Annotated in this window: 28 protein-coding genes; 16 read left to right on the plus strand and 12 right to left on the minus strand. The window is 69.3% G+C overall.

Going from position 1 to position 25,880, the window contains the following annotated elements:
• Nucleotides 1–164: 164 nt before the first annotated feature.
• Nucleotides 165–1,067, minus strand: a complete 903-nt coding sequence (locus tag HV742_RS29020; protein ID WP_049073583.1) for a LysR family transcriptional regulator — start codon at nt 1,065–1,067, stop codon at nt 165–167.
• 105 nt (nt 1,068–1,172) lie between these two features.
• Here HV742_RS29020 and HV742_RS29025 point away from each other — a divergent pair, with 105 nt between their 5' ends.
• The gene (locus tag HV742_RS29025; protein ID WP_175147038.1) at nt 1,173–2,459 is read left to right on the plus strand and encodes an MFS transporter; all 1,287 of its coding nucleotides are present in this window, start codon (nt 1,173–1,175) and stop codon (nt 2,457–2,459) included.
• A 31-nt stretch (nt 2,460–2,490) separates the two neighbouring features.
• The gene (locus tag HV742_RS29030; RefSeq protein ID WP_175147039.1) at nt 2,491–2,913 is read left to right on the plus strand and encodes a VOC family protein; all 423 of its coding nucleotides are present in this window, start codon (nt 2,491–2,493) and stop codon (nt 2,911–2,913) included.
• Here the strand turns inward: HV742_RS29030 and HV742_RS29035 are convergent, their stop codons facing one another.
• Nucleotides 2,914–3,216 carry a flagellar transcriptional regulator FlhD gene (locus HV742_RS29035; protein ID WP_175147040.1) on the minus strand — a complete coding sequence of 101 codons (303 nt, stop codon included), beginning with the start codon at nt 3,214–3,216 and terminating at the stop codon, nt 2,914–2,916. It lies immediately after the preceding gene.
• A 293-nt stretch (nt 3,217–3,509) separates the two neighbouring features.
• Between HV742_RS29035 and HV742_RS29040 the strand changes: the two genes are divergently transcribed.
• From HV742_RS29040 to HV742_RS29050, 3 genes are all read left to right on the plus strand, one after another.
• The gene (locus HV742_RS29040; RefSeq protein WP_175147041.1) at nt 3,510–4,226 is read left to right on the plus strand and encodes a DUF2325 domain-containing protein; all 717 of its coding nucleotides are present in this window, start codon (nt 3,510–3,512) and stop codon (nt 4,224–4,226) included.
• 132 nt (nt 4,227–4,358) lie between these two features.
• Nucleotides 4,359–7,370, plus strand: a complete 3,012-nt coding sequence (locus HV742_RS29045; RefSeq protein WP_175147042.1) for a PAS domain S-box protein — start codon at nt 4,359–4,361, stop codon at nt 7,368–7,370.
• 125 nt (nt 7,371–7,495) lie between these two features.
• On the plus strand, nt 7,496–7,849 hold the full coding sequence (locus tag HV742_RS29050) for a hypothetical protein (protein WP_175147043.1): 354 nt from the start codon (nt 7,496–7,498) through the stop codon (nt 7,847–7,849).
• Between the two features lie 80 nt (nt 7,850–7,929).
• Here HV742_RS29050 and HV742_RS29055 read toward each other — a convergent pair whose 3' ends face one another.
• Nucleotides 7,930–9,369 carry an RNA polymerase factor sigma-54 gene (locus HV742_RS29055; RefSeq protein ID WP_175147044.1) on the minus strand — a complete coding sequence of 480 codons (1,440 nt, stop codon included), beginning with the start codon at nt 9,367–9,369 and terminating at the stop codon, nt 7,930–7,932.
• Between the two features lie 327 nt (nt 9,370–9,696).
• Complete coding sequence (locus HV742_RS29060) at nt 9,697–10,644, minus strand: sigma-54 interaction domain-containing protein (RefSeq protein WP_257791506.1); 948 nt, start codon at nt 10,642–10,644, stop codon at nt 9,697–9,699.
• Nucleotides 10,645–10,818: 174 nt separating this feature from the next.
• Between HV742_RS29060 and HV742_RS29065 the strand changes: the two genes are divergently transcribed.
• Nucleotides 10,819–12,189, plus strand: coding sequence for a sigma-54-dependent transcriptional regulator (locus tag HV742_RS29065; RefSeq protein WP_068950142.1), 1,371 nt, complete (start codon nt 10,819–10,821; stop codon nt 12,187–12,189).
• Nucleotides 12,190–12,211: 22 nt separating this feature from the next.
• On the opposite strand, the gene HV742_RS29070 is transcribed toward HV742_RS29065, so the two are convergent.
• Complete coding sequence (locus HV742_RS29070; RefSeq protein WP_082878715.1) at nt 12,212–12,607, minus strand: hypothetical protein; 396 nt, start codon at nt 12,605–12,607, stop codon at nt 12,212–12,214.
• 153 nt (nt 12,608–12,760) lie between these two features.
• Between HV742_RS29070 and HV742_RS29075 the strand changes: the two genes are divergently transcribed.
• On the plus strand, nt 12,761–13,039 hold the full coding sequence (locus HV742_RS29075) for a hypothetical protein (RefSeq protein ID WP_175147045.1): 279 nt from the start codon (nt 12,761–12,763) through the stop codon (nt 13,037–13,039).
• A 61-nt stretch (nt 13,040–13,100) separates the two neighbouring features.
• On the opposite strand, the gene HV742_RS29080 is transcribed toward HV742_RS29075, so the two are convergent.
• Nucleotides 13,101–13,388, minus strand: coding sequence for a DUF378 domain-containing protein (locus tag HV742_RS29080; protein ID WP_049073593.1), 288 nt, complete (start codon nt 13,386–13,388; stop codon nt 13,101–13,103).
• 126 nt (nt 13,389–13,514) lie between these two features.
• Here HV742_RS29080 and HV742_RS29085 point away from each other — a divergent pair, with 126 nt between their 5' ends.
• Both HV742_RS29085 and HV742_RS29090 read left to right on the plus strand, forming a co-directional pair.
• Nucleotides 13,515–14,108, plus strand: coding sequence for a hypothetical protein (locus HV742_RS29085; protein WP_175147046.1), 594 nt, complete (start codon nt 13,515–13,517; stop codon nt 14,106–14,108).
• A 28-nt stretch (nt 14,109–14,136) separates the two neighbouring features.
• Nucleotides 14,137–14,757, plus strand: a complete 621-nt coding sequence (locus HV742_RS29090; protein ID WP_068950144.1) for a DUF4142 domain-containing protein — start codon at nt 14,137–14,139, stop codon at nt 14,755–14,757.
• A 25-nt stretch (nt 14,758–14,782) separates the two neighbouring features.
• Here the strand turns inward: HV742_RS29090 and HV742_RS29095 are convergent, their stop codons facing one another.
• Nucleotides 14,783–15,667 (minus strand): SDR family oxidoreductase, encoded by an 885-nt coding sequence (locus HV742_RS29095; RefSeq protein ID WP_175147047.1) that lies wholly within the window; start codon nt 15,665–15,667, stop codon nt 14,783–14,785.
• Nucleotides 15,668–15,775: 108 nt separating this feature from the next.
• Nucleotides 15,776–16,117 carry an ElaB/YgaM/YqjD family protein gene (locus HV742_RS29100; protein ID WP_049073597.1) on the minus strand — a complete coding sequence of 114 codons (342 nt, stop codon included), beginning with the start codon at nt 16,115–16,117 and terminating at the stop codon, nt 15,776–15,778.
• A gap of 259 nt (nt 16,118–16,376) precedes the next feature.
• On the opposite strand from HV742_RS29100, the gene HV742_RS29105 reads away from it, so the two are divergent.
• Complete coding sequence (locus HV742_RS29105) at nt 16,377–16,634, plus strand: hypothetical protein (protein ID WP_063568946.1); 258 nt, start codon at nt 16,377–16,379, stop codon at nt 16,632–16,634.
• Between the two features lie 18 nt (nt 16,635–16,652).
• Here HV742_RS29105 and HV742_RS29110 read toward each other — a convergent pair whose 3' ends face one another.
• Nucleotides 16,653–17,684: a DNA topoisomerase IB gene (locus HV742_RS29110; protein WP_175147048.1), complete on the minus strand. Its 1,032-nt coding sequence runs from the start codon at nt 17,682–17,684 to the stop codon at nt 16,653–16,655.
• Between the two features lie 130 nt (nt 17,685–17,814).
• On the opposite strand from HV742_RS29110, the gene HV742_RS29115 reads away from it, so the two are divergent.
• The 3 genes from HV742_RS29115 (at nt 17,815) to HV742_RS29125 (ending at nt 18,844) form a co-directional block, all read left to right on the plus strand.
• Entirely contained in the window at nt 17,815–18,363 is a 549-nt protein-coding gene (locus HV742_RS29115; protein WP_049073600.1) for a type 1 glutamine amidotransferase domain-containing protein, read from the plus strand.
• 122 nt (nt 18,364–18,485) lie between these two features.
• Nucleotides 18,486–18,647, plus strand: coding sequence for a hypothetical protein (locus tag HV742_RS29120; RefSeq protein WP_167352789.1), 162 nt, complete (start codon nt 18,486–18,488; stop codon nt 18,645–18,647).
• A 44-nt stretch (nt 18,648–18,691) separates the two neighbouring features.
• On the plus strand, nt 18,692–18,844 hold the full coding sequence (locus tag HV742_RS29125) for a DUF3309 family protein (RefSeq protein ID WP_049073601.1): 153 nt from the start codon (nt 18,692–18,694) through the stop codon (nt 18,842–18,844).
• Nucleotides 18,845–18,874: 30 nt separating this feature from the next.
• On the opposite strand, the gene HV742_RS29130 is transcribed toward HV742_RS29125, so the two are convergent.
• A complete protein-coding gene (locus HV742_RS29130; protein ID WP_049073602.1) occupies nt 18,875–20,053 on the minus strand; it encodes a PepSY-associated TM helix domain-containing protein in 1,179 nt (392 codons plus the stop codon).
• A 110-nt stretch (nt 20,054–20,163) separates the two neighbouring features.
• Between HV742_RS29130 and HV742_RS29135 the strand changes: the two genes are divergently transcribed.
• Nucleotides 20,164–21,105, plus strand: a complete 942-nt coding sequence (locus tag HV742_RS29135; RefSeq protein WP_175147049.1) for a 2-hydroxyacid dehydrogenase — start codon at nt 20,164–20,166, stop codon at nt 21,103–21,105.
• A 10-nt stretch (nt 21,106–21,115) separates the two neighbouring features.
• On the opposite strand, the gene HV742_RS29140 is transcribed toward HV742_RS29135, so the two are convergent.
• Together HV742_RS29140 and HV742_RS29145 are read right to left on the minus strand one after the other, a co-directional pair.
• Complete coding sequence (locus HV742_RS29140; RefSeq protein ID WP_049077784.1) at nt 21,116–21,952, minus strand: universal stress protein; 837 nt, start codon at nt 21,950–21,952, stop codon at nt 21,116–21,118.
• A gap of 116 nt (nt 21,953–22,068) precedes the next feature.
• Nucleotides 22,069–24,180: an FUSC family protein gene (locus HV742_RS29145; protein WP_175147050.1), complete on the minus strand. Its 2,112-nt coding sequence runs from the start codon at nt 24,178–24,180 to the stop codon at nt 22,069–22,071.
• Between the two features lie 342 nt (nt 24,181–24,522).
• On the opposite strand from HV742_RS29145, the gene HV742_RS29150 reads away from it, so the two are divergent.
• Both HV742_RS29150 and HV742_RS29155 read left to right on the plus strand, forming a co-directional pair.
• Nucleotides 24,523–25,428, plus strand: a complete 906-nt coding sequence (locus HV742_RS29150; protein ID WP_054419603.1) for an EAL domain-containing protein — start codon at nt 24,523–24,525, stop codon at nt 25,426–25,428.
• A 179-nt stretch (nt 25,429–25,607) separates the two neighbouring features.
• On the plus strand, nt 25,608–25,790 hold the full coding sequence (locus HV742_RS29155; protein ID WP_054419605.1) for a hypothetical protein: 183 nt from the start codon (nt 25,608–25,610) through the stop codon (nt 25,788–25,790).
• Nucleotides 25,791–25,880 lie beyond the last annotated feature (90 nt).

Raw genomic sequence — 25,880 nt, forward strand, 5'->3', positions numbered from 1 at the left:
CACCTTTGAGCGGGTTGCGCCGGCCGTCCCCCTTTCGCGGGGGAGTGGCGAGGCGATAGCGCGACAATTTACAGGCGGCGGCAGCCGTCGGGTTTACAGAAGGTGACAAACGCGACAGGCCGATACCAGGCCCTTTTCCCGCTCGGGGCCGGGGCTTGCACCTGTCATCCCGCCGCTTCCGGATGGGCCAGCGCGCGCAGCATCTGGACCGCGTTGCGCGCGGCGATGGATCGGTCGTGGCGGCGGTAGGCCATATCCAGCAGGGCATGCGGCGCGTCGCCCTTGATGGGCCGGTACTCGATGCCCTGGGCGCCCATGTGGCGCATGGCCGCGGGCACGATCGAGATGCCGACGCCGGCGGCCACCAGGCTGACGATGGAGGCCATCTGCGGCGCCTCCTGGATCACGCGGGGCGAGAAACCGGCGCGCAGGCAGGCGTTCTGGATCGCATCGTACAGGCCGGCGCCGATGGGGCGGGGATAGAGCACGAAATCCTGGTCGGCCAGCGCCGCGATGGGCACGCTGCGCTTGCGGCTGAGCGGATGGTCGGGGGGCAGGGCGATAAGCATCGGCTCGTCCAGCACGCGTTCGGTTTCGAACTCCGGGTCCAGCACGTAGGGCGGCCGCACGAACGCCACGTCCACCTGGTTTTCGCGCAGCCCGCGCAGCAGGCTGACGGTATTGCTTTCGGTCAGGCTGATGCGCACGTCGGGATAGCGGTCGCGGAAAGCGCGGATGGCGCGCGGCAGATACGGATGGAACACGGCCGACGCGGTGAATCCCACGGTGATGGCGCCATGTTCGCCGCGCCCGAGACGGCGCGCGGTATCGATGGCGCGGTCGGCGCTGGCCAGGATGGCGCGCGCGTCCTCCAGGAACTGGGCGCCGGCCTCTGTCAATTCGACGCCGCGCGGCAGGCGCAGGAACAGCGGCGTGCCGATCTCGCGCTCCAGCTGCTGGATCTGCTGGCTGAGCGGCGGCTGGCCGATGCCCAGCCGCGCGGCGGCGCGGGTGAAATGCAGCTCGTCGGCGACCACGGTGAAATAGCGCAGGTGTCTCAGTTCCATCGTTAATAAATATAGCGAGTGCCGGTTTCATATATTGGACATATGCAGGGGAAAAGTCTACCTTGGTCGCACGGGCCATTGCCCGCCGCTTTTTCGAGAATCCCGATGTCTTCCGCCTCAGCCGTTTCCCCCTCCGCCCCGACCGCCGCGCCGCAGGCCGACTACCTGGCGCGCGGCACGCCAGCGTTGCGTCGCGCCCAATGGGCCTTGTTCGCCGCGGGCTTTTCCACCTTTTCGCTGCTGTACTGCGTGCAGCCGTTGATGCCGCTGTTCACACACGGCTTCGGCGTGTCGCCGGCGCAGAGCAGCCTGGTGCTGTCGCTCTGTACCGGCCTGCTGGCCGTGGCGATCTTCCTGGTGGGGTTGTTCTCGCAGGCGCTCCCGCGCAAGCGCATCATGGCGCTATCGCTGTTCGCCTCGGCCGTGCTGGGCACGGCGGCGGCGGTGGCGCCCGACTGGCACAGCCTGCTGGTGCTGCGGGCCTTGCAGGGCGTGGCCATGGGCGGGGTGCCGGCCGTGGCCATGGCCTATCTGGCCGAAGAGGTGGAGCCCGACACGCTCGGCTTCGTGATGGGGCTCTACATCAGCGGCAGTGCCTTCGGCGGGCTGTCGGGGCGGGTGATCACCGGCCTGGTGTCGGATCATTTCGGCTGGCGCGCGGCGCTCGGCACGCTGGGCCTGCTGGGCATCGCCGCGGCGCTGCTGTTTGTGTGGCTGCTGCCGGCGTCGCGCCGTTTCACGCCGCGGCGCTCGCGTGGCTGGGCCGGGGTGGCGGGCGACGTGCGCGCGGGCATCGGCGCCCACTTGCGCAACGGCCCGCTGTGCGGCCTGTTCGCCATGGGCGGCCTGCTGATGGGCGCATTCGTCACGGTCTACAACTACGTCGGCTTCCGCCTGCTGGCGCCGCCGTTCTCGCTGAGCCAGACCTTCATCGGCTTCATCTTCGTGGTGTATCTGGTGGGCATCTTCGCCTCGACCTATTTCGGCCGCCTGGCGGACCGGCACGGACGCGGCGCGATGCTGGCGGCGGCCACCGGCCTGGCGCTGGCGGGGCTGTTGCTGACGCTGTCGGAGGCCTTGCCCGTGCTGATCGGCGGCATCGTGGTGTTCACCTTCGGCTTTTTCGCCGCGCACGCGGTGGCCAGCGGCTGGGTCGGCCAGATGTCGCGCGGCTACAAGGCGCTGGCGGCCTCGCTCTACCTGCTGGTGTACTACGTTGGCTCCAGTGTGCTGGGGGCGCTGGGCGGCCAGTTCTGGACTGGTGGCGGCTGGCCCGGCGTGGCGGCGATGGCCGGCAGCCTGCTGGCCTTGGCGCTGGCGATCAGCGCGGCGCTGTACTGGCGCACCGCGCGCCCGCCGCAGGCGTCGGCGGTGGGGCGGGGCGCGTCATAATCGGGGCTGTGATTCACTGCGGAGGCCGCTGATGTTCTCGCATGTCTGCCTTGGCGTCGGCGATTTCGATCGCGCCTACGCCTTTTATTCCGCTCTGGCGGATGCGCTGGGGCTTGAGCCGCGCTTTTTCGAGCGCGAGCGGCCCTGGGCCGGTTGGCAGCCGGCGGGCGGCGGTCGACCGCTGCTGGTGATCGGCGCGCCACTCGATGGCGCGCCCGCCACGTCGGGCAATGGCCAGATGACAGCGTTCCTGGCCGCTGACCGCGCCACCGTGGACCGCTGCCATGCGTTGGCGCTGGCACACGGCGGCCGCTGCGAAGGCCCCCCGGGGCTGCGGCCGCGCTATCACGCCGATTACTACGGCGCGTATTTCCGCGACCCCGACGGCAACAAGCTGTGCGTGGTCTGCCATACGGCCCGAGAGCGGGCCGGCCACGCCGCCATCGGAAGCTAGCTAGGCCGGGGTCCGGAAGGCCGGCGCCGTCGCCTCGGTCGCCAGGGTCGCATCGATGCCCTGGCTGAGCGCCGCCAGCAGCAGGCGCGGGTCCAGGGTCAACTGGGCCAGCACCACGCTGCATCGGGACAGCCTTGCCAGGTCGTCGGGTTTCAGGTCGGCCAGCCAGCGGCAGGCCTGGGCCGATATCTGCATGCCGGCCAGCGCCGGCAGGTTGCCGGTGCGAGCCATCCGCTGCAGCAGCAGCAGATACATGAGATTGGTTTCGTGGATATCGCGCAGAAGTTCGGTGGGTTGCGGCATCGGGTGCCCCTCACTTCATTGAATCCGCGGCCAGGCGGCTGCCGGGCCAGGAACAGGCAAGGCGCGAGCGTCCTGAATGGGCGTCTGATCAAGCCCGGGCGGGCTTGTGTGCCGGTATGGTCTGTCGACCATATTTAAGCGATCCGGGGCCGTCAGTAATGGATTTCCCGGAGCCTCGGCGGGGCATATCGATACATAAGTAACCAGACGCATTCTCATTTATAATGCCTCGCATGCCGAACGGTGCCCGCGCGTGCGGGCGCCGCGTTGCCCGCCATCCCGAGAGGCCCACGATGTCCCTAGCTTTCCAGGCCCCCAATTCACTGCACCGAGAGCACGCGGCCCTGCTGGCCGCCTACGGCCAGGCCCAGGCGCGCTGCAGCCGGCTCCTGAGCGCGCAGGCGCAACGCATCCAGTGCCTGGAAACCGAGGTATTCAAGTTGCGCGCCGCGGTGATCCAACGCGATACGGCGCTGGCCTGGGCGCGTGAAGACCGCGCCGCGCTCGAAGGCGCGATCCCCGGCCTGCCCAGGCGCGTGGCGCTGGCGCGGCGCGTGGCGCAGTTGATGGAGCGGGTGCAGGGCCTGATGCGCGAGCGCCTGGCGTGGCAGGACCGCGCCGCCGTCCAGGCGCGCGACCGTCCGCTCGATTCCGCGGCCGAACCGGCCGTTGCGCCCGCCGTCGTCGCCGCGGCCACGCTGCGCGAGAAATCGGTGTTGTGCGTGGGCGAGGACGCCATGGCCCTGATGCTGACGCGCAAGGTGGTGGAAATGGCTGGCGGACGCTACCTCGGCCATTGCGGCGGCGAAAGCAGCGACGGCGACACGCTCGAAGCCAGCCTGGTGGCGGCCGACCTGGTGATCTGCCAGACCGGCTGCGTCAGTCACGGCGCCTATTGGCGCGTCAAGGACCACTGCACCCGCACCGGCAAGCAGTGCGTGCTGGTGGACAAGCCCGAGGCGCTGACGGCGTTGGGGCTGGCGCGCGAAAGCGTCGACGTGCCGCGCTGAGTTCCGGGCAGGCGACGCCTGTCAGCCCGGGACGGCCTCGGAACCGGCGGCAAGGTGTAATGCCGAGTTACCGAGGGTTGCGGCTGTCGCGCCGCGCCCGCAATACAGTCTGGGAAGCCTGCAGGAGATTCCATGCTGACCCAGCGAGACCGTGTACCCCACCCCTGGACCGATACGCTTGCGCGGCTCGAAGACGAGCGCGTGATGTTGCAACGCATTGCCGCCGGCGTGCCGCTGGCCGAGGTGCTGGGCCATATGCTGCACGCCATAGAAGCCCAGTCCAGCGTCGAACTGCGCGCCTCGATCGCGCTGGTCGATGACAGCGGCAAGGTCCTGCGCCATGGCGCGGCGCCCAGCCTGCCGCACGATTTCAATAGCGCTGTCGACCGTGCGCCGATCGGCCCGGACATGGCCTCGTGGGGCAGGGCGGCGGATTCCGGCAGTCCCGTCTACGTCGAAGACATTGCCAGTCATCCGGCCTGGGCGTCGTGGCGCGACCTGGCGCTGTCGCACGGCCTGCGGGCCTGCTGGTCAACGCCGATCAAGGCCCCCGATGGGCGCCTGCTTGGGGTGTTCTCGAATTACTACGGCGCGCCGCGCACGCCGTCGGCCGACGATATCGACGCCATCGCGGTGGTCACGCGCAGCGCCGCGCTGGCGATCGAACGCCACCTGACAGAAGTGGCGCTGCGCCGCAGCGGCGAACGCTGGCGCGCCATGTTCGACGGCATGCAGGAAGCCTTCTTCCTGAGCGAAGCCCTGCGTGACGCGCGGGGCCGCATCGTCGATTTCCGGTTCATCGAGGTCAATCCCGCGTTCGAGCGGCAAAGTGGCATGAAGGAGGGCGATACGCTCGGCCACACCCTGCGCGAGATGATTCCCGGGGTGCCTGACCAGATCCTTGACACGTTCGCGCAGGTGGTCGAAACCGGCGAGCCGGCGCAGTTCGAATTCGCGGTGCCATCGCCGCAGCCGGCCTGGTACGAGGCGCGCGCGCGGCGCGAAGGCGAAAACCAGATGATGGCGCTGTTCCTCGATGTCACGGCGCGCAAGACCGCCGAGGCGGAATTGTGGGAAGGCCAGCACCGCAAGAACTTCGTGCTGGCGCTGGGCGACCGCATGCGCGAATTGCAGCAGCAGGCGGCGATCGAACAACTGGCATGCGAAAGCCTGGGCCAGCATCTGGCGCTGGGCCTGGTCGCGGTGGTGGATTGGCCAGGCGGGGACAGCGGGCCGCAGGTTTCCTCGTGTTGGCAGGCGCAGGGCAATGGCGGCGGCGAAGATCTGGATGCCGACTTGCTGGGCCGCATCCGCGAGACGCTGTCGGAAGCCCGCACGATCTTTCTGGAGCCGTTGCTGGGACGGGCCAATGGCGACATCCTGCCTTCGGCGATCGTGGTGCCGACGGCCCGCTGGGGCCGCCCGGACGGGGCGCTGGTGGTGCGGCCGGCGGCCGGCTCCCGGCTCAAGCGCGGTGACGTGGCCTGCATCGAAGAAGTGGCCGAGCGCCTGTGCGGCGCGGTCGAGCGTTCGCAGTACGCTCGCATGCTGGAACAGCGGGTCGAGCACGCGATCGCCGAGCGCGACCGCATCTGGCGCCTGTCGCCCGAATTGCTGGCGGTGGTCGACGCGAAGGGACGCTATGCCAGCGTCAATCCCGCCGTGCGCGCGATCCTGGGTTGGACGCAGGAGCAGTTCCTGGCCATGGGACTGCGTCAGCAGATCCATCCGGACGACTACGAAGCCACCCGCGAGGCCCTGGCGCAGGCCCGCCGCGCCGAAGGCCCGCAGGGCGTGCGGCACCTGGAGAACCGCATCCTCAAGCGCGATGGCAGCTATGCCTGGATCACCTGGAGCATGTCGTGGGCGCAGGACAGCCTGTACATGGCCGGGCGCGACGACACCGACCTGAAGTCGCAGGCCGAGACACTGCTGGAAACCGAGAACGCCTTGCGGCAGGCGCAGAAGATGGAGGCGGTCGGGCGCCTGACGGGAGGCATTGCGCATGACTTCAACAACATGCTGCAAGGGATCACCGGGGCGCTATACCTGATCCAACGCAAGCTGGCCGCGGGCGTGCCGGAACAGGCCGTGCGCTTCGTCGGCGTGGCAATGGATTCGGCCAATCGCGCGGCGCACCTGACGCAGCGTCTCTTGACGTTTTCGCGGCGCCAGCCGATCGACCCGCAGCCTTTCTCAGTCGCCAGCACGCTGCAGTCCATGATCGATCTGTTCCATCGCTACACCGGCGAGGGCGTGTCGCTGGCCTTCGACCTGGAGGCGGAATTGTGGCCGGTGCGCTGCGACCGCAACCAGTTCGAGAATGCCTTGCTGAACCTGGTGATCAACGCCTGCGATGCCATGCCCGACGGCGGCCTGTTGACCATCGCGGCCCTGAACGCGCGCCTGGATCCGGCCTTCCTGCGGCCGTATCCGGGCGTGCAGGCGGGCGCCTTCGTGGAAGTGCGCGTGACCGACGCGGGCTGCGGCATGACGCCCGACGTGCTGGCGCATGCCTTCGATCCCTTCTTCACCACCAAGCCGCTGGGCGAGGGCACCGGCCTGGGCCTGTCGATGATCTATGGCTTTGCCAAGCAGGCGGGCGGCGTTGTGACGCTGGACAGCCGGGTTGGCCAAGGAACCTCGGTCAGGATCTTCCTGCCGCGCTATGAAGGGGTGCCCGCCAGCACCGCCGTGCTCACGCCGCCGTCCGGCGCGCGCGCGGAGCCGGCGCGCGAGGCGGTGGTGCTGGTCGTGGAGGACGACGCCAATGTGCGCGAGATGGTCTGCGAGTTCCTGGCCGAACAGGGCATGCGGGTGCTCACGGCCAGCGACGGCGACGCCGGGCTGGAACGCTTGCGCACGGTCGGCGCTCTCGATCTGCTGGTGACCGACGTCGGCCTGCCGGGCCTGAACGGCCGCCAGTTGGCGGACGCCGCGCGCGCCATTCATCCTGGCCTGAAAGTGCTGTTGATGACCGGCTATGCGGAAAGCGCGGCGCGCGGCTCGGGCTTCCTGGACAGCGGCATGGAATTGATCGTCAAGCCATTCGCGCTCGACACATTGGCCGAGCGCGTGCTGCGGATGCTGGAGCCCGCCGGCATCGGCATCGACGACGCGCGGGTCGCGGCGCCGCGGTCCTGATCCGATTGGCCCCCGGTTGCAAAGGGCGGTAAATATTGCCGATGCGCGGCGGGGCGCGCGGGGCGAGGCGACGCGGGCACGGCGATTGCTGTCATGGCAGGGCAACCTCAACAAGGAGTGTACCCATGAAAATCCGTGCCTTGACCTATGCCATCGTAGTCGCCGCCAGCCTGGGCGGAAGCGGCGCCGCCTGGGCCCAATCCGCCAGTCCCACCGCTCCGTCGACGACGCCCAATGATGGCACGGCGGTGCAACCCAACCGTCCGGTGCCGCCGGGCCAGGCCGCGCCGGCGCCCAATGCGGCGCCGAATATGCCGAGCACGCCGCCCAATCTGGACAAGCACAATGCGCCGTCGTCGGACAAGCGCAGTGGCGAGATGTCCAACCGTCACAAAGAAGCCAACGACAATGTGCCGCGCACGCCGGCGGCCGGCGCCACGCCGCCTCCGGGCTATCCCAACACGGGCGGCAGCAAGTGATCGGCGCGGGCTGACGCCCGCTCCTGCGCTCCCTCCGGCGGACGTTCCCTGTGCCGCCGGAGGGAGTTGTTTTTTTGGGCTCAGTGTTCGCGTCGCAATTCCGCCGGCGGCAGGCGCAGCTGGCCCCGGTACTTCGAGACAGTGCGACGCGCCAGCACGATGCCGTTGTTGGCCAATTGCTGGGCCAGCGCCACGTCGGACAGGGGCATCGCGGGATCCTCGGCCTCGATCAGTTCCTTGATCAGCGCCCGCACCGCGGCGGCCGAGCAGGTGCCGCCGGAATCGGTGGGCAGTTCGCGCGAGAAGAAGTGGCGGAATTCGAAGACGCCCCGCGGCGTGACCATGTACTTGCTGACGGTGGCGCGCGAGACGGTGGATTCGTGCATGTCCAGGTCGTCGGCGACTTCCTTGAGCATCAGGGGCCGCAGCGCCACTTCGCCATATTCGAAGAACGTCTGCTGGCGCTTGACGATGGCCTCGGCCACGCGCTGGATGGTGGTGTAGCGCTGTTCGACGTTGCGCACCAGCCAACGCGCCTCCTGCAGTTCCTGCGCCATCGGGCTACGGTCGTCCAGCCGCGCGCGCCGGAACAGGTCGGCGTATACCTGGTGCAGGCGGGCCTGGGGCATGGCGCCCCGGTTGGGCACCACGCGCCAGCGCGAACGCCATTTGTCGACGAACACGTCGGGCACCACGTAGACCGGCGCCTGGGCGTCGTAGCGGCGGCCGGGCTTGGGATCGAGGCCACGGATCAACGCGCAGGCGTCGCGCAGTTCGTCATCCGAGCAATTGAGGGCGCGTCGCAGGCCGGCGCTGTCATTCTTGGCGAGCCGGTCGATCTGTTCGCGCACGATGCGCAGCGCCAGCGCACGCAGCGAAGCGCTCAGTCCCGGCGCGGCTTCCAGCTGCAATGCCAGGCATTCCTGCAGGTCTCGCGCGCCCAGGCCGGGCGCGTCCAGCTGCTGTACCAGTCGCAGCGCCGTCAGCCATTCGGCGTCGTCGGGCGGCGGCGAGAAGTCCGGGCTCAGATCGTCGCACAGGCTGGCGGTCGGGGTGCGCAGGTAGCCATCCTCGTCCAGCGAATCGATAATGAATTCCGCCAGCAGGCGGTCACGCGCGCCCAGCCGGTAGCTGCCCAACTCCAGCGACAGCTTTTCCCGCATCGAGACCGGTGCGCTGGCCCATTGACCCAGGTCGCGGTCTTCGCCGTCGGCGCGGGCGGGAGACGGGTAGTCACCGCCGTATTCGGACGCGGCGGCCGGCGCCTCTTCGGTCGGGGTGGACGAAGAGGGGGCGGGCGCCGCCTCGGCGGCGGGGTTGGCGCTGTCCATGTCGGGGCGGCCTTCGGCGATATCGGCCGGGCCCGCGGCTTGCTCTTCCGCTTCCTCCAGGAAGGGATTGCTGGCCAGCGCCAGTTCCACCGCGGTGGTGAACTCCAGCGCCGACATCTGCAGCAGCTTGACCGATTGCTGCAGCCTCGGCGCCAGCGTCATCTGCTGCCGCAGGCGCAATTCTTGCATCGGGTGTCCCAAGAAATTCTCCCGCAGGGGCGGCCGCCGGAAAGGCGGCACATCCTTGTACTCATGCAAAATCCATGCCCGCCACGCATTGCGGGGCGGCGAAGGCGGCGGTCGCCCCGGCGCGGCGGACGGGATTACAAGGCGGCGGTAAATATTGCCGGGAGAGTATTGGCAGGAGAGTGATGCCGGGCGAGTGATCCCAGGCGAGTGACCCCAGGCGAGTGATCCCAGGCGAGTGATCCCAGGCGAGTGATCCCAGGCGAGTGATCCCAGGCAGGCGGGGCCGTTGGCGCGCGGTCTTGCCCCCGGCCGGGCCGCCACGGGCCGTCAGGCGACGGCCGGGCCGCCGGCGTCTTTCTCGTAGACGTCCAGCCGGTTGTAGAGGGTTTTCAGGCTGACCCCAAGGGTCTCGGCCGTCAGGCGCTTGTCACCGCCGTGATGGGCCAACGTCGCCAGGATGAAGTCGCGCTGCGCATTGCCCAGCGCCGTGCCGACGGGAAAGGTCAGGGCGCCGTCCTTGAACTCGGCGCGTGGCGCGGCGCGGGCGCGGGGCAGCTCGGCATCCAGCTCGTCGTCGCACAGGATGTAGGCGCGTTGCACCGCGTTGCGCAGTTCGCGCACGTTGCCCGGCCAGTCATGGCGGGCGATGGCCTGCAGCATGCGGGTCGAAATGGTCTTGCGCGTCGCGTGGCGGCCGTTCAATTCATCCAGGAAATGCCGCGCCAGCACCGTCGCGTCGCCGTCGCGCTCGCGCAAGGGCGGCACGCGCAGCGGGATCACCAGCAGGCGGTGCAGGAAGTCCTGGCGCAGGCGGCCGTCGGCCACCGAGGCGGCCGGGTCGCGATTGCTGGCGCACAGGATGCGCACATTGGCCCGCAACAGGTCGGTGCCGCCCACCCGCTGGTAAGTGCCGGTTTCCAGCACTCGCAGGAAGTGCACCTGCATGTCGGGCGGCATTTCGGTGACTTCGTCCAGGAACAGCGTGCCGCCGCTGGCGGACTCGAAGTAGCCCGCGTTCTGCGCCACCGCGCCAGTGAAGCTGCCTTTTTCGTGGCCGAACAGTTCGGCGTGGGCCAGCGAACCGCTGATGGCGCCGCAGTTGACGGCGATAAAGGGCTGGTTGGCGCGGTCGCTGGCCTCGTGGATGGCGCGCGCCACCACCTCCTTGCCCGCGCCGCTTTCTCCCACGATGAAGACGCTGGCGTCGGTCTCGGCGGCCAGGCGCACCTGGGTGGCCAGCTTTTGCATTACGGAAGACAAGCCTGAGACATTCATAGTGTTGTCATCGTAGGGGGAGTGGCGCGACACGGATGCGACGAGTTGCAAGTAATCGCAATCTTTAGTGCATCGTATCGAATGTTTACGTCAAAACGCGCCAGCTTCGCTATGCTCAAGCGTGGCCGTAGAGGCACGGGCGCCCCTGCTCGTTCCCTCGGTTCTGGAGATGTCATGCCCCACTTGCTGATCGTCGACGACGACGATGCGATCCGTGAGACCCTGGCCGAGATTGGCCGCGATAGCGGCTTCTCGGTGGCGCTGGCCGCCAGCGTCAAGGATGCCATGATCCAGCTCGAGCGCCAGGCGCCCGACCTGGTGCTGACGGACGTGCGCCTGCCCGAAGGCAGCGGCATGGACATTTTCAAGAACGTGGCGGCCGCCAGCGCCGAGGTCGTGGTGATGACCGGCCACGGTACGCTGGACAATGCGGTGCAGGCCCTGCGCCTGGGCGCGACCGACTATCTGGTCAAGCCGATCTGCATGGAGCGCCTGAACGAGATCATGGCGCGCATCGTGTCCAACTCCGGCGGCGAGCCCGCCGGCCTGCCGTTCGAGGAACCGGGGCGGTTTGGCAAGATGTACGGCACCTCGGCGCCCATGCGCGAGCTGTATCGCCAGATCGGGCGCGTGGCGCCCACCGACGTCACCGTGTTGCTGATCGGCGAAAGCGGCACCGGCAAGGAACTGGCCGCGCACGCCATCCATGAATTGAGCGCGCGCCGCCAGCGGCCGTTCATCGCCGTGAACTGCGGCGCGATCTCGCCACACCTGATCGAAAGCGAGATGTTCGGCCACGAACGGGGCAGCTTCACGGGCGCCGACCGCCAGCACAAGGGCTACTTCGAGCGCGCCGACGGCGGCACGCTGTTCCTGGATGAAGTCACCGAGATGCCGCTTGACCTGCAGGTCAAGCTGTTGCGGGTGCTGGAGACCGGCCGGTTCATGCGGGTCGGCACCAATCGAGAGATCGCCTGCGACATCCGCATCGTCGCCGCCACCAACCGCAACCCTGAACAGGCGGTACAGGAAGGCAAGCTGCGCGAGGATCTTTATTACCGGCTCAATGTATTTCCGCTGCAACTGCCGCCGCTGCGCGAGCGTGGCGAGGATGTTCTGTTCCTGGCCGAACGCTTCCTGCAGGCGCAGAACGAAGAGACGGGACGGTCAAAGGCTTTCGCCCCCGGGGCGGCGCAGACGTTGTCGCAGTATGAGTGGCCGGGCAATGTCCGCGAACTGAAGAATTTCGTGCGCCGCGCCTTCATCATGGCCGAGGGCGATGAGCTGGACGCCGAACTGCTGGCGCCGCAGGTGTCGCCGAGTGGCGACATTGCCGGCGGACAGGTCAGCCTGCCTGTCGGCGAAACCCTGGCGGAAGCGGACCGGCGTTTGATCCTGGCGACGCTGCAGCGCTGCAAGGGCGTCAAGAAGCAGGCCGCGGCGGTGCTCGGCATCAGCCCCAAGACGCTCTACAACCGGCTCGAGGAGTACGCGGCGGCAGGCTACGTGCTGCCCGGCGAGGCGCGGCAGGACGCCGCGCCCTGACCGGAAACCCGCCGCCGGCCGGTTACTTGCCGTAGCGCGTCTTCAGGTCGGCCATGCAGGCGTCCTTGGCATTGCCCGACATGGCGTCGCACTTCTCCTTGCCCACCTTGTAATCGGCGTCGTTGCGGGCCTTGGCCGCGTCATGGTTGGCCTCGGCCTTTTCCTTGCCCGCCTTGGCGTCTGCCTTGGCCTTGTCGCGATTGGCCTCCGCCTGTTTCTGGCAAACATCTTTCTGGTTGCCCTTCATGGCGTCGCATTGCTTCTTGTCCATTTTGTACTGATCGTTGATCTGCTCATTGCTGCGCACCGGCGCGGCGCCGGAGGACGTCTGCGCGGAAACGGGCAGGGCGAGCGCCGCCAGGCAGACGGCGGCAGCGGGAACGAGCGTCATGGACAGGCGGATCTTGGACAGATTCATGGCTGACTCCTTTGGATTGGCGTGACCGGAGGATGGTCACACGCTTGCCCGGAGCAATTGGCGTGCCCGGCGATCGGGCACGCCAATTGCGGCGGACCGCGCCGCATCGTGAAGACGGGCCGCCGCCGGCGCCCATGCCCAGGGAGAGACGACATGACCAACAAGACCGACACCCACGAATCCCGCGCGAACGTCAGGCGGCCGGCCGACGAAACCGCGAAGTCGACCGCGGAACCGGGCGGCCAGGCCAACGCGCCGCGCAGCGATACCGCCGCGGCGTACCAGAGCGGCAAGTTCGGGGCGGATGAGCCGCAGCGCGAGCGCGCCGCCAAGCCTCGGCGTGGCGCCGACGATCGACCGCACCCGAAAGGCCCCGAGTATGAAGAGGGTGGCCAGTATCCGGGCACGCGCAAACCCGCGGCGGGACGCTAGCGCACGTTGGCGCGGACCCGTCCGGAGCCGGGGTGTTTTTGCTAAAGCTCGCCGGCCCGGTTCAGGTCTCGTCGCCCGCGAGGCGGAACAACAGCACGACGCAATGCAGCGCCGCCAGTCCGACCAATCCATAGACCATGCGGCCGCCCGCGAAGCCGGGCAGCATCAGCGCGAACACGTCGAGGTTGACGGCGGCGATCAGGCCGCTGTTCAGGCCGCCGGCAACCAGCACGACCAGCGCCGCCCAATCGAGCGGGCGCAGGCCAACCCGGTCCTCCGGCCCCAGGGGCGCGAGGGAGGGTGGGCTGGCCGGCACGGCAATCTCGGTTTCTTCGTCATAGGTCAGCATGTTCCCTCCCGGGGCCCGGTTCTCATTGAATCCTCAGCAAGCCCCGTGCCTTGAGGCACGTGCGGGCATGGCAGTTGCTGCCCGTTGAGCAGGGCCGATGGCGGGCCAAGCCGATAGGAGATTGTCATGTCCCTGATTGTCGCAGCGCGCTTCCAGACGTTCGACGAAGCCACGCAGGCCACCCAGCGCCTGCGCCTCGAAGGCTTCTCCGAAGACGACATCCACACGTTCTACATCAACACCGCTGGCGAGCATGCCCGATTCCCGCTCGGCGGGGACCGCGCCGCCGACCCGGATGCGCGCGGCGCGCACCTGGGTGCCCTGGCGGGCGCGTCGCTGCTGGGCTTGCTGTTCGCCCTGGTCGGCGGGCTGGTGGCGTTGTGGGCTGGCGCGGCCACGCTGGTGATCGTGGTGGCCGCCGGCGCCGGCGCCTATATCGGCGCGCTGGCGGGCGCCTTGCGGGTGGCGGGCCGGGGCCGGGGCAGGCCGCGGTCGAGGGTCCCCGCCGCCCCTGACGCGCACCCGCCGCTGCGGCAGGCCGGGGTGATGCTGGCGCTGCCCGTGCCGCCCGACCGTGAAGCCGCGGCCAGGCAGGTCCTGCGCGATGCCGGCGGGCACGACATCGAGCGGGCCCAGGGCCGTTGGCTGGATGGCAAGTGGGAGGACTTCGATCCCCTGAAGCCGCCGCGCCACGTCGAGGCGCCTTCCGGCGCGCAATGACCCCGACAGGGCGGGATGGGAGACAGACATGAACAAGAAAACGCTGTGGCGCGGCCTGTTGGCGGCCTGCCTGCTCGCTTTGCTGGCCGCGCCGCTGGCGGCCCGCGCCGCGCAGCCAAGCGCGGCGGACAGCCATTTCCTGCAGGCCGCCGCCGCCGCCAATGCGTTTCAGGTGCTGGCCGCGCAAGCCGCCGAGAAACGCGCAGGCAGCACCGAGGTGCGCACCTTCGCGGGCAAGATGCAGGCGCGCCACCAGGAGCTGGATGCCGATCTCAGGCGCCTGGCGGGGGACAAGCAGGTGCCGCTGCCTTCCAAGCCCGAGCCGTCGGACCAGCGCACGCTGGAAGCCCTGGCGGGCAAGACCGGCACGGCCTTCGATGCGCTTTACATCGACCAGGTCGCACTGGCCGCGCACGTCCAGGCGGAAATGCTGTACCGCACGGCGGCCACCCAGGCCGCCGATGCCCAGATCCGGGCATTTGCCGCCCGCCACCAGCCCGCGCTGGCCGACCACCTGGCGCTGGCGCGCGCGCTCAAGCGCGACCCCGCGGCCAATCCGACCCAGGTTCCGCCGGCCACGCGCGGCGAGCCGCCGGCGGTGTCTCCGGCCGAGCGCAACGCGCCCGCTTCGGTGGCTCCGCAGAAGTAGAAGTAGGGAAGCGGCGGCGGCCGCCTTAGTCGCCGGCGCTGCCGGTGATGGGCAGCACGATGCCGGTGATGTAGCTGGAGCAGGCGGGCGCGGCCAGGAACACATAGGCCGGCGAGATTTCCTCCGGCTGGGCCGGCCGGCCCAGTTCGGTATCCTGGCCAAACGACTTGATTTCCTCGGCGTCGCGATCAGCCGGATTCAAGGGCGTCCACACCGGGCCGGGCGCCACCGCGTTGACGCGGATGCCCTGGCCCGCCAGATTCGACGCCAGCGAGCGGGTGAAGGCATGGATGGCGCCCTTGCTGGTGGAGTAGTCGAGCAGGCCGGCGCTGCCGCGCAGGCCGGTGACCGAGCCGGTGTTGATGATGCTGGCGCCGGCGCGCAGGTGTGGCAATACCGCGCGCGCCATGTAGAAATAACCATAGATGTTGGTGCGCAGCGTCTTGTCCCATTTTTCATCGCTGATGGCCTGCAGGCCATCGTCGTGATCCTGGAACGCGGCATTGTTCACCAGCACGTCGAGTCGGCCAAACGCCTGCGCCGCCTGGGCCACCGCCTGGTCGCAGAAGGCAGAGTCGCGCACGTCGCCAGCAATGAGCAGGCAGCGGCGGCCCTCGGCGCGGACCGCGCGCTCGGTTTCACGGGCATCTTCATGTTCGTTCAGATAGACGATGGCGACATCGGCGCCTTCGCGCGCGAACAACACGCTGACCGCGCGGCCGATGCCGGAATCTCCGCCCGTGACGATGGCGGCCATGCCGGCCAGCTTGTCGCTGCCCCGGTAATTGGGCGCCTGGTACTGCGGCGGCAACGCCATCGCGCCCTCATCGCCAGGTTTTTGCAGATGCTGGCCGGGCATGGGCGGCGCCGGATGGGGGCGTGCTCCGGTGGGCGGGTTGGGTTTGGACATGCGTATCTCCCTGTGTCACCGACGCGGATGCGTCGCAGGCAGACGCGAGCAACTGCTATGCCCGCGCGCGAAGCGGCGCCCGCCGCATCGCGCGCGGCCGACAGGGGATTACTGCCGGCCCACCACCACGCCGAACAGGAACGCGGCGCCAGCCACCAGGCCAATGGCCTGCCAGGGACGCGCATGGATGTACTGCTCGGTGCAGTCGATGGTCTCGCGCACCATGTCCTGGGCGCTGTCGGACGCTTCACGCAGGCTGTGGCGCGTGTCGCGCAACTGCTCGGCCAGGCGCGCCTTGAGCGCTTCCAGGTCGGTGGCGGAAGCATCGCTCAGCGTGGCCTCCAGGTCGTCGATCCAGCTTTCCGGATGGCGACGACGGCGGCGCAGGCCGCGTTCATCGGGACCGTTCTCGGGGAAGTCCGAGGGCAGGGGAGTATGGTTATTGGCCATGTGGGTACCTCCTGGAGTCTGCGTTGGCGAAAACATGGCCGCGATCCGCTGCGGGCGCGGCGCATGGGAAAAGGCTGGCATGCATCGGCCCGTCGCGGGGTCTTGCATTGCATCTCGTTGTGAATGTTCGTTTTACCCAGGAATGGCCGCCCCTGCGCGCAATGCCACATCCGCTTGCAATTTGGGCGGTGGATCGATTTTCGCGCGGGCGGCGGCGCCGTAGCATGGATGGTGTCATCCCAACCAAACGGAAAACGCCATGACCGCCAGCAAACGGCCCGACCCCAAGCCTGCCCATCCATCCGCGACGGCCAGCGAAAGGCCCGAGGGCGGCAAGCTCCTGCCGCCGCGCGCGCCCGTCGACGTGCCCCGTCAGCCGCCCAAGCCCACCGCCGCCACGCCCGACGAGGCCGCGCGCGATGGCCGCCGGGTGGCGGACGATGGCACCGAGTCGAACTGGGCCGACAACGCCAAGCCGCAGCCGCGCGCCAAGAACGCCCGCTCTTCCATCCTGTAGCCGCGGCGTCCCTGGCCGTCATGCGTCGCGCAGGAAGGCCAGCAACCGGCGTTCGTCGGCGCTCAGGCCGCGCGGCCCCGCCGGCGCGGCCGCCCGTGGCGGCAGCCGGCCCGCCAGATAGGTCTCGATGATCGCAGGGTGCACGTAGCAGGCGCGGCACACGGCCGGCGTGTTGGCCAGGCGCCGCGCGACCTGCCGGATCACGTCCACCACCTCCTGGCGCGCCTGCCGTTCGTCCTGGTAAGGCCGTCCCTGCAAGGCCGCGTAGGCCAGGACCGAGCCGGCCCAGGTGCGGTAGTGCTTGGCGGTGAAATCGCCGGCGCCGGCCGCGCGCAGATAGGCGTTGACCGTTTCCGAATCGACCCCGTGGGGCTCGCCGCGCTCGTCCAGGTACTGGAACAATTCCTGCCCGGGGATGTCCAGGCAGCGCTTGGCCACACGGGCGATGCGCCGGTCTCGCACCGTCACGTCGTGCGCCACGCCACTCTTGCCGCGGAAGCGCAGGCGCAACTGGTCGCCGCGCAGCGTGGCGTGGCGCCGCGTCAGCGTGGTCAGGCCGTAGGAACGGTTGGCGCGGGCATATTCACGCGCGCCGATGCGGATCAGCGTGTCTTCGAGCAGGCGCACCACCACGGCGATGACCTTGGCCTGGGGCAGGCCGGCGGCGCGCAGGTCGCGTTCCGCCTGGCGGCGGATGCGCGGCAGCCGGGCGCCGAATTCGGCGAGGCTCTGGTATTTGGTGGCGTCGCGCTGGCGCGCCCAGTCGGCGTGGTAGCGATACTGCTTGCGGCCGCGCGCATCTCGGCCGGTGGCCTGCAGGTGGCTGTGCGCCAGCGGGCTGATCCAGACCTCCTGGTAAGCGGGCGGAATCGCCAGGGCGCGGATGCGCGCCAGCGTGGCGGCGTGCGTGATGCGCTTGCCGTCGGTATCGAAATAGTGAAACGTCGTGCCGTTTACCCGCGCCCGGGTGTAGCCGGGCCGGGTGTCGTCCAGGTAGACCAGATTCCCGTCGACGTCGCGCGCCGCCGCCTCCTGACCGTGGTTCGCCATTGCCTCTCCTGACAGTCGCCGGGCCCGGAGCAAGCGCCGTGCCCGTCAGTCCGACCTGGCGGCGTTCGCCGGGCTTGCGGCGGGAACGCCGCTTGCTGAGGGGCTTGTTGACGTAACCAGGGAGCTTTGCATGACCAAGACACTGCAGGACTTCAATGTCGCCATCCTGGTGGTGGATGGCTTCGAGCAGGTGGAGCTGACCGAGCCGCGCGACGCCCTGCGAGCGCAAGGCGCGCGCGTGGCGATCGTGTCCGCAAGGCGCGGGCCGGTGCAGGGCATGCGCCATCACGACAAGGGCGAGCGGGTCGAGGCCGACCTGATCTTCGCCGAGGCCCGCGAGGAACTGTTCGACGCCGTCCTGCTGCCCGGCGGCGTGATCAATGCCGACGAGATCCGCTTGCACCCCGAAGCCCGCGCCTTCGTGCGGGCCATGCACGAGGCCGGCAAGCCCCTGGCGGTGATCTGTCACGGCGCCTGGCTGTTGATTTCGGCGGACCTGGTCAGGGGACGCAAGATGACCAGCTGGCCTTCGCTGCAGGACGATCTGCGCAATGCCGGCGCCGAATGGGTGGACGAGGAAGTGGTGGTTGATGGCCGCTGGATCAGCAGCCGCAAGCCGGATGACATTCCCGCCTTCAACCGCGAGCTGTTGCGCGTGTTTGCGCTGGCGCGCCCCTAATGTGTAGCGGGCCGCGACGCAGCCGCCCCCGCACGAAATTCCCCTCGGCGCCATGGCGCGCAGGGGCGCGAAGCCGGAATCTCCCGGCCGCGCGAAAGGCAGTGCCATTACAGGAGAACGCCATGTCAGCGCATCTGTACCTGCATGTCCCGCCCAAACCGGAACCGATTCCGCCGGGCTCGCCGCCCGGCGACCTGCCGGTCGATCCGGACACCGATGAACCGGAGGTGGACCTGCCGCCGCTGGATCCGCCCTTCAAGGAAAAAGTGACAAAGGTCCATTGAAAAGGGGCGACACCGTCCCGCGATCAAGAACAATAGGAGTCATCATGTCGACCATTTTGCTGATCATCCTCATCCTGCTGCTCGTCGGCGCCGTGCCCGCGTGGCCATACAGTCGCGGCTGGGGCTATTACCCCAGCGGCCTGCTGGGGATCGTGCTGATCGTGTTGATCGTGCTGCTACTGACAGGACGGCTGTAGCGGCGCTTCATCCCGGGCAGGCGGCGACGCTCAGGCCTGGCGCGCGCTTCGCGCGCGGGCCTGTGCCGCTTCGCGCCCGCGATGCTGCAGGCGCCGCCGGTTGATCCAGAAGATCACCCCGGTCACGAAGAACAGCAGCGGCAGCAGCCCCAGGACGGCCGTCAGGATGCGGGTCGGCAAGCCGTACAGGCTGCCGGAATGCAGCGGGAACATCAGCGCAAGGAAACGCTGCGCGGGCGTGCCGGACAAGGGATCGGCGCCAGACAGGCGCGCGCCGTTGCGCATATCGATGAACCAGCGCAGCGTGCCGACGGGCTGCCAGTCGTCGGCGCGGCGCATGCGTGCCTGATAGACGCCGCGCGCCGGATCGCGTCGCAGCATCACCAGGGTGGCATCGGCCGGCGACAGTTCGCGCGCCTTCGCGGCGGCGCCATCCCAACCGATTTCCGCTTCGCCGGGCGCCAGCGGCGCCAGGGCCGCGGCGCGCGCGTCGGGCGGCACGGTCGCGACGCTGGCGACCAGTTGCCGGCCCAGTTGCGGCAGGCCCATGAAAAAGCCGGTGCCGGCCACCACGAGCAGCAACAGCGCGGTGATCAGGCCGGCCGCGCGGTGCAGTTCGTAGCTGGTGCGGAAGGCGCTGACGCCGCGCGTCACCGACAGCGAACGGCGCCAATGCCCCGGCCGCGGCCAGGCCAGGTAGATGCCGCCGAGCAGCAGGGCCACCCAGGCCAGCGCCAGCCAGCCCAGCACTTCGCGACCGGTCTTGCCCTGCAGCAGGGTCATGTGCCAGCGCAACAACAAGGGCATGAGATGGGCGCGGTCGAGCGTGACGGCGTCGCGGTCGCGGCTGGCCAGCAGCAGGCCGGTGCAGGCGTCCACGCCCGCTTCATTGGCCGTGGTCTCCGCGTGCTTGAACTGCACCCGGTAGCTGTCGCGTGGCGCCTGCGGCAGCGTGATGGCGCCGACCGTGGCGCCCGGCCAGGCCTGTTGCACGGCGCGGGCCGCGGCAGAGGGCGGCAACGGCGCGGCGCAGTGTCCGGCCGTGTTGCGCAGCATCGGGGCGTTCAGCCAGCCGTCAAGCTCGTGGTCGAAGGCCAGCAGGCTGCCGCTCAATCCCGCCAGCACCAGCACCAGGCCCAGGACCAGGCCCGTCCACCGGTGCAGGAATGACACGGCGGTGCGCAGGGACTTGCGGAACTTGGCTTTCATGGAATGGTCGACGGCGGGCGAGGCGGGTGGCGCGCAATTGTACCGAGGCGTAAGATCGGCCGGCGTATTTTTTGGCGCCTCGCATTTTCCCGCATCCGGTCCGCAGCAACATGACGATCCCCCTCCTGATACTGATAGACAGCGTGCACGATTTCCTGCCCGCGATCGAAGACCGCGGCTTTCGCTGCATCCTTGCCACCACTCCCGCCGCCCGCGCCCAGGCGATCCGCTACCATGCCAACGAGATCCGCGTGGTGCTGACGCGCGGCGCCACCGGCTTTCATGCCGACGAAATGGCGGCCCTGCCGAAGCTGGAGCTGATCTGTTCGCTGGGCGTCGGCTTCGAGAACATCGACGTGGCCGCCGCCCGCGCGCGCGGCCTGCATGTGACGCACGGTCCGGGCGCCAACGCCACATCGGTGGCCGATCACGCCATGGCGCTGCTGCTGGGCGCGGCCCGCCATCTGCCGCAGGCCGATGCCTGGGTGCGGCAGGGGCACTGGAGCGGTTTCATGGGGCCGCAGATTTCGGGCAAGCGCCTGGGCATCCTGGGGCTGGGCACCATCGGCCTGGAGATCGCCCGGCGCGGCGCCAACGGCTTTGGCATGACGGTGGGCTATTACAACCGTCGTCCGCGCGCCGATTGCGGCTACGCGTATTACGACAGCCCGCGCGCCCTGGCCGACGCCAGCGATTTCCTGGTGGTGGCCACGCCCGGCGGCGCCGGCACGCGCCACCTGGTGGACGCGCCGGTGCTGGAAGCGCTCGGACCGCAGGGCTATCTGGTGAACATCGCGCGCGGCAGCGTGGTCGATACCGACGCGCTGATCGCGGCGCTGGCGGAGCGCCGCATCGCCGGGGCCGGTCTGGATGTGGTGGAGGGCGAGCCGGTGGTGCCGCCGGCGCTGCTCGGCCTGGACAACGTGGTGTTGACCCCGCACAGCGCGGGCCGCTCGCCCGAGGCGGTGGCGGCAACGGTGGCGCTGTTCCTGGACAACGCCACCGCGCATTTTTCCGGCAGGTCGGTGCTGACGCCGGTGCCGCAGGGCTGAAAAACCGGCCTTAGTGCGAGAACATGATCGGCACGGTCATGCTCTTGAGGATCGAGGCGGTGGCGCCGCCCATCGCCCATTCGCGCAGTTTGCTGTGGCCGTAGGCGCCCATGACGATCAGGTCGGCGCTGTGGTCGGCCGCGGCGTTCAGGATGGTGCTGCCCACGCCCACCCCCTTGATGTCGCGGCGCACGTGGTCGGGCGCCGGCATGCCCTGGGCGATGCAATAGGTGGCCAGGTCTTCGAATGGCACCGAGGCCTCCTTGCGCGAGGCGGCGCCTTCGTCCATGGTCAGCACCACCAGGTGCGAGGCCGTGCGCAGCAGCGGGGCCGCGTCGGCCAGCGCGCGGGCGGCTTCGCGGCTGCCGTCCCAGCAGTACAGCACGCGCTCCCCGAGCGTCGGGAAATCGCCGCTGGAAGGCACCACCAGCACGGGCCGGCCGGCGGTCAGCAGCGTCTGTTCGACGAACTCGACCTCGTGCGCGGCCTCCACGTCCTCGGGGTTTTCCTGGCTCACGACCAGCACGTCGCTGGTGCGGCCGAACCGCGCCACGCAGGCGCTGGGAGAACCCTCGCCCGCGCGCACCGAGGCCGGCACGTCGAGGGCGGCGGCCGCCTCCAGGAAGGCGTTCTGCACCGCGCTGCGATTCTGCGCCTGCAGGTCGCGGATGACGTTGAGCGTGCGCGACAGCATCACCGATTCGCCGTAGTAGTACTGTGGCGGCGCCGAGCTGGCGTAGATGCCGACCAGTTCGGCCTGGTGGCGCCTGGCCAGGGCCAGCGCCACGCGGGTACGGCGGGGGCAATCGAATCCGTGGTCCAGGTGGACGGAAATGCGGCGATACATGGCGGCCTCCTTTTGTGCGCGGTAGGCCTCCATCGTTGCGCGTTCCAGGCCTGGCGCCCTTGATGCGCGTCAAGCGCCCCGCGGTTTGGCGGGGTCGCCGCAAGCCCGCGGCCATTTCAGGCCTGTTGCACCCGGTCGCGTAACTGGCGCACCTGGCGCGCCTGTTGCGCGATGCGCGCCAATGGCCCGGCCAGCTCGGGCGCGGCGGCGGCAAGCGCCGGCGGCACCGCCCACTGACGGATGTCGGTCGCCGGCGCGGGCTCCTGCGGATGCAGCGCGTGCGCCAGGGCCAGGCCATAGTCGCGCAAGGCCGGCGCCGCCGCGCTGTCCGGCGACAGGGCGGGCTGGATCTCCAGCACCGTGCCGGCCGCGGTGACCCGGCGCATGGCGTTCAGCAGGTTCACGGCGGTGTCCACGTTGCGGTCGCGGTGCACCGGATTCTGCTGCAGGCGCTGCAGCGAGGCCTCCGCGTTGTCGGCCGACAGGCAGGCCTGGCGGCGCAATCCGACGATGTCCAGGTCTTCCCCGGCGCCGCTCTTGGCGCGTGCCAGCGCCAGCGCGTAGGCGGCATGCCGCTCCAGTGCGCGGCTGAGCGCGCCCGCCAGCTGGCGCGGTTCCTTTTCCGGCCACACCAGGAATCCCACCAGCAGCGCCAGCACGCCGCCCAGCACGCTGTTGAACGCGCGCAGCGCCGCCAGCATGGGTTCATAGATATCCGGTTGCTGGATATGGCTGACCAGCACGAACTGCGAGGTCAGGAAAAAGGTGAACAGCGCGTAGTGGATGGTGCGGGCGGCAAAGGTGCCCAGCGCGATCGGCAGCACCGCCAGCGCCACCGACAGCGGCGTGCTCAGCAGCAGCCCCAGCAGCGAGGCGCCGATGGCGCCGGCGACGCTGCCGAGCACGCGCTCGATGGTGCGCTGCCAGGTGGTGGCGAAGTAGGGCTGCAGGATGAACACCAGCGTCAGCGACATCCAGTAGCCGTGGTTGACCGCAAAGGTCTTCGACAGCGCGACCGCGATGGTGGCGCCGATGCCGACGCGCAGGGCGTGGCGGAAGGCGTCGGATTCGAATCGCAGGTTCTGCCGCAGGCTGCGCCAGGCGGCCCGGATGGGAGAATCGACGCGCGTGGCCTGGGCCGGCGCGGCCGGGGCGGCGCCCTCGTCGAACAGCGCGTGCCCGACGGCCTGGGCGGTCTGCTGCAGCCGGTCCAGCACCGGCACCATGGTGGCCAGGTCGGGCGCATGGGCCAGGGCGGCGCCGCGCAATTCGTGCAGGCCCGCGGCGAAGTGCGTCAGGCGTTCGCGCAGGCAGTCGGCCTGCCGCGCATCGCTGACGTCCGAGGTGCTGGCGATGGCGTTGGCCACGCTGGCGTAACGGTGCAAGGCGTGCGACAGGTTGGCGCCGGCCGCGCGGCCGAGCCAGCGCGGCGCGTTCGATTCGAGCAGGTCGGCCGCCGCGACCAGCGCGATGAAGCTGTCTTCGGCGCTATCGAGCAGGTAGAACAATTGCTGCGCGCGCGCGCGTCGCGACGGCCGCGCGTCCTGGACCTCGCGGATACGCACGCGGGCGGCCTCCAGGGCGGCGCGCACGCCGCTGCGCTGCGGCCGGGTGACGGCGCTCCAGGCCTGGGGGCCGGCGGCAGGCGCCAGGCCTGAGTACATGCGCGCCAGGGCGTCGGCGAAATCGGCCAGCCCGCGGTAGCAGTGCGCCACCGCGTGGGTCGCGTCTTTCCAGGGGCGGCGGCGCCACACCAGCGCGGTCATCAGGATCGCCCAGAGCGCGCCGGCCACGAAAAACAGCGTATACGACAGGCTGGCCGCCAGGGTCGGGGCCGGCAATTCCGCCGCCACCACGAAGCCGGCCGACAGCAGGGTGCCGACGATGGCGGCGGCCGGCCCCAGCACGCGCAACAGGCCGCCGAAGGTGCAGCAGGCGAAGGTCAGCGGCAGCAGCAGCCACAGGTGATTGGCGCTGGCGCTGGCCAGCAAGCAGAACAGGGCGCCGATCAGGCCCAGCGCCAGCATCGCGCCGGCGCGCTGGCGCAACGGCCCGCCGGGGTCGCCGAAGCAGGCCCAGAAGGCGGCGATGGCGGTCCAGCCCAGGCGGGGCTCGTGCGCCAGCACGGCAAGAATGACGGGCGCGGCGCTGATGGCGGCGGCTTGCAGGGCGTCCAGCCAGAGGACGTGGCGCAGCGAAAGGCGCCAGCGGGAGAGCAGGGTAGTCACGCGAAAAAGGGGCTACGGGCGGAAAAGTCGCAACGCTACCATGTCGACAAGGCGAAAACCGGGCGATTTTTTTTTAGCGTCCGAATATTGCGGTTTTCGCGGAATCGCGTCGATAAATACTACTGGTTACATATATGTGACTTTGGCGCCGCAAGGGTGAATAAATGCCTGGAGTAAATGCGCAAAATCGCATAAAAAAACATTGGCGATCAAATAGCTGGGTAGTGCACAAGGCAGTATGCATTTTTTCTTGCGGCCGCATGTGAATACTCATGTCCATTGTGCCTCGCTCTGCGCCCGGACAGCGCAGGCCGTAAATCGGGGCACGCCAGGAGCGAAGACATGACGCCAACCCACGAGGCTTCCACAAGCTCGGTGGTGAGCGACGATGAAGTCGCCGCCATGATTACCGGCAAAGACGGCCTGCGCGTGCTGCTGCAACCGCAGGTGGACCTGATGACCGGCCGCATCGTATCGGCCGAGGCGCTTGCGCGCTGGCAACACCCCAGGCTGGGCATCGTGATGCCCGCCGAGTTCATTCCCACCGTCAACCGGCTCGGGTTGGATCGCACCCTGTTCGAGCGGGTCGCGCAGCGCGTCATCGACATGCTGCAGACCATGCGCCGTGCCGGCATGGCGATTCCAGTGGCCATCAATGCGCCGGCCTCGACGCTGTCGGATGAGCGCGCGGTCGATTTCCTGCTGGCGCGCATCCATGCGGCCGAACTGCCGGCCTCGCTGCTGCGCGTCGAACTGACCGAGGATCAGCCGATCAAGGAGCTCGACGTCCTGCGCGCCACGCTGGCGAAACTGGAAGAGGCCGGGTGCGAGGTCAGCCTGGACGACTTCGGCACCGGTCACGCGTCCCTGAAATTGCTGTCGGCCATTCCCCTCTCGGAAGTCAAGATCGACCAGTATTTCGTCACCCGCATGCGCCGCAGCGCGGTGGCGTTCGAGGTCTTGCGCACCGCGGCCGAACTGGCTACCCGGATGGGCTGGCGCGTGGTGGCCGAAGGCGTCGAGAACGTCGCGGATATCCCCGCCTTGCGCGCGGCGGGCTGCCGCTACGGCCAGGGCTACGCGCTGGGTCGGCCCATGCCGCTGGACGATCTGCTGATGCGCCTGCGGGTCCAGCGCGACCGCGGCGAACCGCTGGCGGCGCCGGCCAGTTACGCCTCGGCCTGGCTGGATGCCTTCGATCCGCAGGACGCGGAGACCGGCCTGCCGGCCCACGTCACTACGCAGTAAGGGCCGGCTCTCCGCCACCCGCGGCGGGCGGCGCTTTCTACCCTTCATGTCCTGAATTTACCGGTGACGGGACGGTCCGCCCGCCGGCCGCGCGCGGCCGCCCGGGCGAGCGCAGGCCCGGGCACGGCGGTTGCTAAGGCATTCCTTGCGGAATGGTTCCGCTTATCAGGAGACTTGCCATGGCAAACCCGAATCAGCCCGATCAGCAAAAGCAGCCGCAAAAACAGCAATCCCAGGAAAGCCCGAAGGATCGCAACCAGCCGGGTCAGCAACAACCCGGCCACGGCGGCCAACAGATGGACAAGGACCGCAATCCCGGCCAGCAGCCGGGGCAGGCCCAGCGTCCGCAGACGCAGCGCTGATGCGTTGACGGCCTCGCGCCCAGCCCCCTTTCCGGCCTCGGCGCCGGCAGGGGCGGGGTGAGTGGCGGCGATGCCCGCGCGGATCCCCCC

Source organism: Achromobacter ruhlandii (assembly GCF_902859695.1).
Classification (GTDB): Bacteria; Pseudomonadota; Gammaproteobacteria; order Burkholderiales; family Burkholderiaceae_B; genus Achromobacter; species Achromobacter ruhlandii.

What these genes read in the sequence shown, in the direction of transcription:
- HV742_RS29110 (WP_175147048.1), bottom strand. Translation starts at nt 17,684, where the DNA reads ATGGCGAACCACGGTCAGGAGGCGGCGGCGCGCGACGTCGACGGGAAT.
- HV742_RS29045 (WP_175147042.1), top strand. Translation starts at nt 4,359, where the DNA reads ATGCTGACCCAGCGAGACCGTGTACCCCACCCCTGGACCGATACGCTT.
- HV742_RS29115 (WP_049073600.1), top strand. Translation starts at nt 17,815, where the DNA reads ATGACCAAGACACTGCAGGACTTCAATGTCGCCATCCTGGTGGTGGAT.
- HV742_RS29085 (WP_175147046.1), top strand. Translation starts at nt 13,515, where the DNA reads ATGTCCCTGATTGTCGCAGCGCGCTTCCAGACGTTCGACGAAGCCACG.
- HV742_RS29095 (WP_175147047.1), bottom strand. Translation starts at nt 15,667, where the DNA reads ATGTCCAAACCCAACCCGCCCACCGGAGCACGCCCCCATCCGGCGCCG.
- HV742_RS29155 (WP_054419605.1), top strand. Translation starts at nt 25,608, where the DNA reads ATGGCAAACCCGAATCAGCCCGATCAGCAAAAGCAGCCGCAAAAACAG.
- HV742_RS29120 (WP_167352789.1), top strand. Translation starts at nt 18,486, where the DNA reads ATGTCAGCGCATCTGTACCTGCATGTCCCGCCCAAACCGGAACCGATT.
- HV742_RS29090 (WP_068950144.1), top strand. Translation starts at nt 14,137, where the DNA reads ATGAACAAGAAAACGCTGTGGCGCGGCCTGTTGGCGGCCTGCCTGCTC.
- HV742_RS29105 (WP_063568946.1), top strand. Translation starts at nt 16,377, where the DNA reads ATGACCGCCAGCAAACGGCCCGACCCCAAGCCTGCCCATCCATCCGCG.
- HV742_RS29065 (WP_068950142.1), top strand. Translation starts at nt 10,819, where the DNA reads ATGCCCCACTTGCTGATCGTCGACGACGACGATGCGATCCGTGAGACC.
- HV742_RS29055 (WP_175147044.1), bottom strand. Translation starts at nt 9,369, where the DNA reads ATGCAAGAATTGCGCCTGCGGCAGCAGATGACGCTGGCGCCGAGGCTG.
- HV742_RS29035 (WP_175147040.1), bottom strand. Translation starts at nt 3,216, where the DNA reads ATGCCGCAACCCACCGAACTTCTGCGCGATATCCACGAAACCAATCTC.
- HV742_RS29080 (WP_049073593.1), bottom strand. Translation starts at nt 13,388, where the DNA reads ATGCTGACCTATGACGAAGAAACCGAGATTGCCGTGCCGGCCAGCCCA.
- HV742_RS29070 (WP_082878715.1), bottom strand. Translation starts at nt 12,607, where the DNA reads ATGAATCTGTCCAAGATCCGCCTGTCCATGACGCTCGTTCCCGCTGCC.
- HV742_RS29025 (WP_175147038.1), top strand. Translation starts at nt 1,173, where the DNA reads ATGTCTTCCGCCTCAGCCGTTTCCCCCTCCGCCCCGACCGCCGCGCCG.
- HV742_RS29030 (WP_175147039.1), top strand. Translation starts at nt 2,491, where the DNA reads ATGTTCTCGCATGTCTGCCTTGGCGTCGGCGATTTCGATCGCGCCTAC.
- HV742_RS29020 (WP_049073583.1), bottom strand. Translation starts at nt 1,067, where the DNA reads ATGGAACTGAGACACCTGCGCTATTTCACCGTGGTCGCCGACGAGCTG.
- HV742_RS29125 (WP_049073601.1), top strand. Translation starts at nt 18,692, where the DNA reads ATGTCGACCATTTTGCTGATCATCCTCATCCTGCTGCTCGTCGGCGCC.
- HV742_RS29100 (WP_049073597.1), bottom strand. Translation starts at nt 16,117, where the DNA reads ATGGCCAATAACCATACTCCCCTGCCCTCGGACTTCCCCGAGAACGGT.
- HV742_RS29040 (WP_175147041.1), top strand. Translation starts at nt 3,510, where the DNA reads ATGTCCCTAGCTTTCCAGGCCCCCAATTCACTGCACCGAGAGCACGCG.
- HV742_RS29130 (WP_049073602.1), bottom strand. Translation starts at nt 20,053, where the DNA reads ATGAAAGCCAAGTTCCGCAAGTCCCTGCGCACCGCCGTGTCATTCCTG.
- HV742_RS29140 (WP_049077784.1), bottom strand. Translation starts at nt 21,952, where the DNA reads ATGTATCGCCGCATTTCCGTCCACCTGGACCACGGATTCGATTGCCCC.
- HV742_RS29050 (WP_175147043.1), top strand. Translation starts at nt 7,496, where the DNA reads ATGAAAATCCGTGCCTTGACCTATGCCATCGTAGTCGCCGCCAGCCTG.
- HV742_RS29135 (WP_175147049.1), top strand. Translation starts at nt 20,164, where the DNA reads ATGACGATCCCCCTCCTGATACTGATAGACAGCGTGCACGATTTCCTG.
- HV742_RS29150 (WP_054419603.1), top strand. Translation starts at nt 24,523, where the DNA reads ATGACGCCAACCCACGAGGCTTCCACAAGCTCGGTGGTGAGCGACGAT.
- HV742_RS29060 (WP_257791506.1), bottom strand. Translation starts at nt 10,644, where the DNA reads ATGAATGTCTCAGGCTTGTCTTCCGTAATGCAAAAGCTGGCCACCCAG.
- HV742_RS29075 (WP_175147045.1), top strand. Translation starts at nt 12,761, where the DNA reads ATGACCAACAAGACCGACACCCACGAATCCCGCGCGAACGTCAGGCGG.